Here is a 7,774-nt window from a genome sequence, read left to right as displayed (position 1 = left end):
TTTATTGAGTAATTTAGTTAGGACTCGATCGGGAATTGGCCACTGCTTTAATGTTTTTAGGTCTGTCTCGGTAATTCCGACAATCACAATGCGATCGTCTGGTTGCTCCTGGGGACGGAGGCGAATAAATTGATCGTAAGCCGACCATTCCAATAGCTGCAAAAATCCGGCAAAGCGCAAAAGTATTATTAATCCAGCCACACTTGGAGCTGTAATTAATACTCCGCGCCATTCCCAAATTTGCCGTTTCAGCTTAGACCACATAAACCTACCACTTTGCTAATCGGTAATTGGCAATTGGCTTGTACAATTGACTTTTGACCTTTACCAATCACCTGTTGGCTGTGCAGCAATCAACCAGGGGCTTTTCGACTACGGGATCTAGTCCGGCTGACTTGAGGAGTTTTTCCCACTGACGTGCCAGCGTAGAGTCGTCAGGATTTTCGCGGCGTAGCTCAACTAAGGTTGTGAGCGAGTCCTGCCAAATGCCTGCTGCTGCATATAAGGCCGGTCGATCGCTCGGTGTCGCCTTCTCCAGATCCTTCACCAAAGTTGGGCTGGGTTCAGTTCGCTCGATCCATCCGTCTACAATAGCATTCCCACTTTGATCTGTTGAATTACCATCAAGACAAAGCATTTTGAAATACCAATGATAAGATTTGCCCACTATTAAAGGCGGTAATTCACTTTTGGGTAGGGTAAAGCTGATAATACCCGAAGTAGCAGGAATTGTAAAAGTTTTTGTCCACAACGTATTCTCATTGGCATCTCGCAGCTCGAATTTCAATGCCTTTGCTGTGGATCGAGGAATATACCAATATAGTGTCGGATACTCTGCGGTCGTCAATGACAAGTTATTAGAAGGCATCAAAGCTCTCAGAGACTCTGCCGACTCCACGCATTTTCCCCGCGTTGCCCCTCCCACAGTTGTACTCGGTGCCTGTCGGTTCGGGGGTACGTATGTTTGACTGACTACCCAGCTGTTGGCGGATGTTTGGGTTATGGTGGGCCGATCGGACTGCGCCTCTAACCTGGCTGGCGAACTGGGAACGATCGCGGTTTGTAAACCTACAGCCACCAGCAGGGTGCTGAGAGTTAAGGGTAACTTAATCACATTCATATTCGGTAAAATTGCATCCCAGTCAATTGACTTTAAAAGCTAAACTCTGGTTTCGCATATTTAGTAGAATCTCAGCTTTTCTGATTATTTTCTCAGGACTGACTCACCCAGCCTGAGCTTAGGGGCGGCTTGAGTGGATAAATCCAGCTTTCGATCGATAGCTTCTTCGCAACACCCGCCGCTATAACCCCATAAATTTAGTGATTTTACCTAATACGATGTTACTTTCAAACATAGTATATTAGCTCTAGAGCCAATTTCCCACCAGCACGAAGGGTGCCCAATAAAAGGGATGCTTGTAAGCGGTATTTTTGAGCAGATTTAGCTGAGCGCGGCGGAGAGCTTCGGCTTTACTAATCCCTGTTTGAGATAACTCTCGATAGAATTGAGCCATCAACTCGGAAGTGGCGGCGTCGTTGACCGACCACAAAGAGGCGATCGTACTCCTTGCCCCAGACCGCACGGCGATTCCCGCCAGTCCCAAGGCAGCTCGTTTATCTCCTGTCGCGGTTTGGCAGGCACTCAGAACCAGCAATTCGATCGGTTTCGGTTCGCCTTTCAATCTTACTTCCAGTAATTCATCAAACTCTTTGACGTTGATTTTATTATCCCAGGTGAGAATAAAAGTTTCCTCAGCATTGGAACTAAACTGACCGTGAGTTGCCAAGTGAACGACCGGGAAAGCTGTTTCCTTAATCTCTTTTTGGAGGCCGTTGCTGGTAAACTGCCCATTTAAGAGTACAGTACTTGGCACTTCCGCACTGATTTGGCTCAATTCCGTTTTTACCGCAGGTAGCGCCGAAAAGTTTTGACGAGCTTCTGTCAGTCCAGCAGTTAGCACCCGGAAGGAGCGCTGCATCAAAGCTTTGGGCTCTAGCAGTTGCAGTCCTGGAGTGACGGCGATGCGGTACTTCTCCACCAAAAACTGATTACCGTCGTAGAGGACTGCCATCGGCAGATTACGCATCAAGCCATCGGGTACGAACACCAAAGTTTGAATTCCGTTTTTGGCTAAATCTGCCTCCGCCGGACGAATCAACCAATCGTAGAATTGTTGAGAAAGGCGCAAACGCTGCGAGGTAGAAGCAACCGGGCTGAGAGATTGGCGCAGCTGGTCTATAGAGCTTTCCACTTTGTCATTTGGCATTGCTGTCGCGTAGTGGCGCAAGGGTTGCCCCGGTATGCTGAGAATTACCTCTAATCTGTCTGCCAAAATAATCGGATAAATGACTGCGGCAGTGCGATCGATTCGATCGATCTGTACTGGTTTGCTGTCTAAACAAGATTCCCGAAAGAAGTTGTCCAATTCTGCCAGTTGTAGAGATTCTATGACGCTACGGGCTTGCATGATGCGATTTTGAATTGTGGTTTCCTGGCTTTGGTTGTCCGGTTGTAAAAGCAGTCCTACTAACTCTCGGTAAACTGGTTCGACGCTATCTCGGAAGGAGAACTGTACGTCTTGATTGATCGCTACTAAGTCGCTCCGTAAGGATTGTAAGGTGTTGACTGCTTCGGTGTAGGCGGCGATCGCATCTTTTATTTTTCCTTCCTTTTGCAGCAGTCGTCCCAATTGCCATTGCCACTGGTAAGCAATATCCCCGGCATTAATCGCCTGCGCGATCGATAAAGCTTCCTCTGTCAATTCTTTTGCATCTGACCATTGTTGATTTTCTCTATACAAACTGCCCAGATTGCCGAGAGCGTAACTTTTTGCTCGTGCGTCTTTGAGGCTTTCCGCTTGTTGGACAGATGTTACTAACAACTGTGCCATATCTTTGGTCAGTTTGCCGTTGTCGATCGCATCCGGCAAATCATTTTTATTTAACAAATTTTTCATACTTTGAGCTAAGTTAATCCTGGCATAGATACCCGCTCGCGTCGCTGGTAAATTACTCACCTGCGACTGAATTTGCCCAAACAAACTTTTGGCATCTTCTAAACGCTTTTGCTCCAGCAAAAGGCTTAGTTCATTGAGTCGAGCCTGTACTTGCGTAAGCTCGGAAGTAGATGTACTAGCAGTTTCTCGATAAAACTTTAGCGCCGCTGCTGCGTCTTGCTGGATGCGAGATGTATTGCCCAAACTCAGTAGCGTTTCGCCGATGTCTGGCGTGGATTGCAATCTTTTGGCAATCTCCAAACTTTGTTGCAATATTTCGCGGGAGCGTTTTAAATCCCCGACTTGTCTGAGGGCGTTACCCAAACTCCGCAATCCTATGGATTTGAGCAGGGAGTCTGGCTCTTTTTGGAGGGTTTGCTCCACCTCTTGTAAGGTAGTGGAAGCACGACGATACAAGCCCAAACTCTGCATTGCTTGAGTTTGGTTAATCAGGCTACCGATCGCACCTGCGCGATCGCCTCCTTTAGTGTAAGTAGCAGCAGCTTGTTGCCAAATAGCCAAAGCTTCTTCCGCATTTCCCAGCGCCAATTCCAAATTCCCTTTGGCGTTTAATGCTTGAGCTAAAATCAGTGCTGAGTTTTGATTTTTGGCTTGTGAATTATTGAGGAGATTGAGACTTTTTGATATGGCTTCTTTTGCTGACTGCCACTGTCCGAGTTGCTGAAGAGCTAACGACAGCATTGTCGATGCCCTTGCTTGATTTAGCGTATCCTTTAGATCTGCAAAATTTGATGCGGCTGACTGCCAAGCTTGGGCAGCGTTGCTAAATTGTCCCGCTTGGTAAAATTGTTTGCCTTGTTCCAGCAAATTCTCTGCCTTGCCGCCATCATTGGCAGAATTAACTAAACTCTCTACTGATTTGTTTTCCTGGTTTAAATAACCATTACTTTCAGTTGAAATTGCTGGTAAAGATACGCTGATAGCCAGCGACAATATAAATAAACCAAACAACAGAAAATGGAAACGTCTAAGCATGAATTTTACTTAATTAATTTGACGATGAAGTTGAAATATCGATTTTTTTTGAGTTTTCACAATTTTGGCAAAAATATTTAAAATTGAAAGCTCAAAAGACCATATTATTTACAGCCAGGTGTTGTTAACGCAGGACTGTTAGGCGTGGCAACAGGCACTTGGGCAGTCAGTACTATTTTGCCATCGGCGGTTCTCATCCATCCTTGGGCTTCGACAATTTGGTCAGAGAGAGAGATCGAGGAAAGAGGAAAAATATCAATACTTCCGCTTCTCCGCTCCCCCGCTACCCCATTTCCTCGCTCTCCCACTCTCCCATTCTCGCTCTCCCCAGTTCGCAGATCTACCCAAACGCCCTCGCTGTTAAGATAACTCTTGGGATTTGGTGGCAAACCTCCCCGTCCGGTAACAACAAATTGATTTCCTTGAGTGCGGGGACAACTTTGGGCAACTTGATTTTCCGTATCGACAACATCAGATGACAACTCGACTAACCCCTGACTGGGATCGACATCGGGGGTATTAATCGTCACTTCTCCGTTCAAGGAGGGGTCTTGTTCGGATTTGGCGGTGATATCGCTGGTAGTATCGCTTTGTGCTTCCCGTCGCGCTATGCCAAAAACTCCCCTAGCGTTGATTTGAATGTAGCCGCCTCTGCCGTTGTTAGAGTTGGCAAAGATGTCGCTATTTGCCAAGCCGACGAGGTTGCTGGTGTTAATTGTAATATTGCCGCCATCACCACGGATATCTCCGCTACCTGCGGAGGTGGCGGTGATTTCACTTTTGTTTCGCATCAGCAATAAGTCTTCTACTTGTAAGGTAATGTTTCCACCTTGACCCGATTTGGTGTCGGCGGAGATAGTTGCGCTGTCAAGCTGGAGATTGCTGACTTTTACTATTGTGTCTCCAGCTTTTCCAAGCACATTTGATTCAGTTGTCAATCTTGCACCATCACTTAAGGAAAGGGATTGAGCTGTAATATCAATGATGCCGCCATTACCCTCATTGTTGGAATCGCTATAGATTCTCGTGCTATTACCTGTGATTTCTACAGGGCCATCAATATTTATAATGATGTTGCCGGCGTCTCCTGTTCCAAAGCTGCCTGCATCAAGCGAACTATCTGTCAAGGAAAAAGTTTGAGCTTGAATCTCTACATTGCCAGCTTTTCCTTCTCCAAAGGTGTAGCTTGCCAGCCGAGTTTTGCTCAAAGCTACTGCTCTGCCTTCGATTGTAATTGTACCGCCATTACCGGAGCCATTTTTATTTTCTATTTCTTGAGGGCTGGAGCCGGTGTAAATGGAGCTATTTGCGATCGAAACTGTATCGCCTGCCTTTACAGATACGCTTCCAGCTTTTCCTTGTCCAGAAGTAGAACTGTTGATGCTGCTGCTATCTGCAAGCGTGACGGTATTGCCAGCGTCAACTGTCACGTTTCCAGCTTCTCCTTTTCCAAAGGTGCTGGCTTGCAAGCTGCTAGCTTGACCATTGGGATCGAAACTGTTTTTGGCTGTTTTTTCATCCTCCAATACTTCCTGTGCTTTAGTAAGTCGATCGACATAATTTGGATCGAAGCCAGAAATATTAACGCTGTCATCAGCATTGATATTGATGTTACCAGCAGTACCAGTGTTGGAGGTTATGGTGAGAATTTGTCCGCCACCTGTTATCGTGACAGAATTAGCAGAGATGTTTATATTCCCTCCATTGCCATTACTTTTCGAGCGGGCACTCAAAACCCCTGCATCTGATATTGTTAACTTGCCAGTTTGGATTTCAATATTACCGCCATTACCGCTGTTTCCTTCGATCGATTCATTGGTATCGGTAAACAAACCGCTAGATTTTCCGCCTTCAAAAGTATTCTCAATTACTTGGAATGGACTTATACCAGAAATTGTGATGCTATCGGTTGAATTTACGGTAATATTGCCTGCGTTTCCAGAACCAGAAGTTGTCGCTTCCAATCGCGAGCCACCTGTGAGGGAAAATGAGTCCGAGAAAATCACAATGTTACCGCCAGTACCCTTGCCAAAAGTTTGAGTACTTAGTAGAACTTCATTTGATAGCGAGATCGAGCCAGCAAACATATAAATAAAACCTGGCTGTTCAAAATCCTCGTCATTATTATTGCTTGAAGATAGATTATTCTCGGCAATTCCAGAGTAATTTTCTGCTTTGAGCTTGGTGTTTGCAATCGCGATCGAATTTTTAGCAGTTATAAAAATATATCCTGCTGCTCCCCCACGAACAGAAGTATTGTTGGCATTATCGTTTGCATAGGCATCGCTAGAAATATTAGTATCCGCAATATTTATGCGATCGCTAGCATAAATCTCTAGGAATCCAGCCTTCCCACCACCATAGTTACTGCTCGATATCCTAGCGTTATCTATATTGACATTATCAACCTGTACAATTATATTTCCGGCATCCCCTTCGCCATTGTTGCCAGTATCGATTTGTCCATGATCTTTCACAATCAGGGAACCGCTCCCTTTGATGTTAATGCTACCGCCATCTCCTTTGCTACTGAAATTGATGTTGTTTTCAATTCGGCTGGCAGATATCGTGACTGTCCCGGTCGCATTCAGGGAAATATCTCCCGATTTATCTTTGGCGACACCTGAATTTCTGCTTGTTCCACCAGTGAGGAGATTATTGCCTAGAATATCTATATTGCGAGCGTTGATGGTAATGCTGCCGCCTCGATCGGAAATTACATTAATTCCCGAACCATTATTTATTAAAATATCGCTAAACTCTATTGGTGTTTCGCTTGTTGTAGTGTCAGGTAATTTTAAGCTTAAATCAGAATTTAATGTGACTGTTCCGGAGGCGATCGCACTCAATTCTACTCGACCTCCCGGCGCTTGTAAAATCCCTCCATCTAACTGCACCTGTCCGCCAACCAGCGCGAGGGTATTCCCCGGTTTTACTTGTAAGGGATTATACAATTCTCCCTCGAAACTTCCAGTCTCTGCATTTGGAACGCCACCTTTCCCCTGTACAGTAATGCTGCCTGAGTTTTGAGCGAATTGCAAGCCGATCGGTACGCTGACTGTCAGCAAAGCTGGAGTTTGTCCCACGCTAGTACCTAACTCGCTACCGTCGGCAAATTTGATGCTACGCGCCGTACTCGCCAAAAATGAGCCATTGATGTCCAGACGCGCATTTGGCCCAAAAATAATGCCGTTGGGATTGAGGAAGAAGAAGTTGGCGACACCGTTCGGATTAGTTTGCAGCAAGCCGTCAATTCGGGAAATTGAACTACCCGTCACCCTGGTGATGATGTTGCGGATATCTACAGGGTTATCGAAAAAGGCAGTACCGTTGGTGGGTATAGAAAATTGCTGAAAGCTGTGGAATAGGTTATCACCCGCTCTGGTTCCGCCAGTAATAGTGTTAGTATCGCCGTTAGGGGTAACCACGGAGTTGACTGGCAGGCTGCTATCGGGGACAATCTGCGCCATTATCAACGAAGGGAACAGTAAGAACGTCCAAGGCAACATCCAGGTAATGGGACGAGGAAATAGGGAAAATAAGGCGCATTTTGTTCCGTTTTTCCTTTGCTGCTCTGCCGTCATAAATCTTTCTTTGGGGGTAAATACAGTTGCCAAAAATCTAGCTAATTCTGCTCAATCTTAGTCATTTTGATAGCTAAATACCAATAATGAGCAATTTTTGGCGAGGGAGTTTTTGAGAAAGCTCTTTTCACAGTATAATTACAACATGAAGCTAGTGGAACGTCATATTATCACAAAAAACCATCCCCTCTGGTCAGA

The 7,774-nt window shown here is 45.6% G+C and carries 4 protein-coding genes; all 4 read right to left on the bottom strand.

Annotation, left to right across the window (positions count from 1 at the left end; translation table 11 throughout):
- The coding region (locus H6S82_RS11490; RefSeq protein ID WP_191056241.1) for a CHASE2 domain-containing protein at nt 1-264 on the bottom strand (264 nt) is incomplete at its 3' end.
- Between the two features lie 67 nt (nt 265-331).
- Nucleotides 332-1,120 (bottom strand): DUF928 domain-containing protein, encoded by a 789-nt coding sequence (locus H6S82_RS11485; protein ID WP_190461327.1) that lies wholly within the window; start codon nt 1,118-1,120, stop codon nt 332-334.
- 247 nt (nt 1,121-1,367) lie between these two features.
- Nucleotides 1,368-3,992 carry a CHAT domain-containing protein gene (locus H6S82_RS11480; protein WP_190461325.1) on the bottom strand — a complete coding sequence of 875 codons (2,625 nt, stop codon included), beginning with the start codon at nt 3,990-3,992 and terminating at the stop codon, nt 1,368-1,370.
- A gap of 104 nt (nt 3,993-4,096) precedes the next feature.
- Nucleotides 4,097-7,576: a filamentous hemagglutinin N-terminal domain-containing protein gene (locus H6S82_RS11475; protein WP_190461323.1), complete on the bottom strand. Its 3,480-nt coding sequence runs from the start codon at nt 7,574-7,576 to the stop codon at nt 4,097-4,099.
- Nucleotides 7,577-7,774 lie beyond the last annotated feature (198 nt).

Source organism: Planktothrix sp. FACHB-1355, assembly GCF_014748295.1.
In the GTDB taxonomy this organism is placed as follows: domain Bacteria; phylum Cyanobacteriota; class Cyanobacteriia; order Cyanobacteriales; family Aerosakkonemataceae; genus Aerosakkonema; species Aerosakkonema funiforme_A.
The sequence above is the reverse complement of the archived record's forward strand: the minus strand, read 5'-3'. Positions and strand labels throughout refer to the sequence as shown.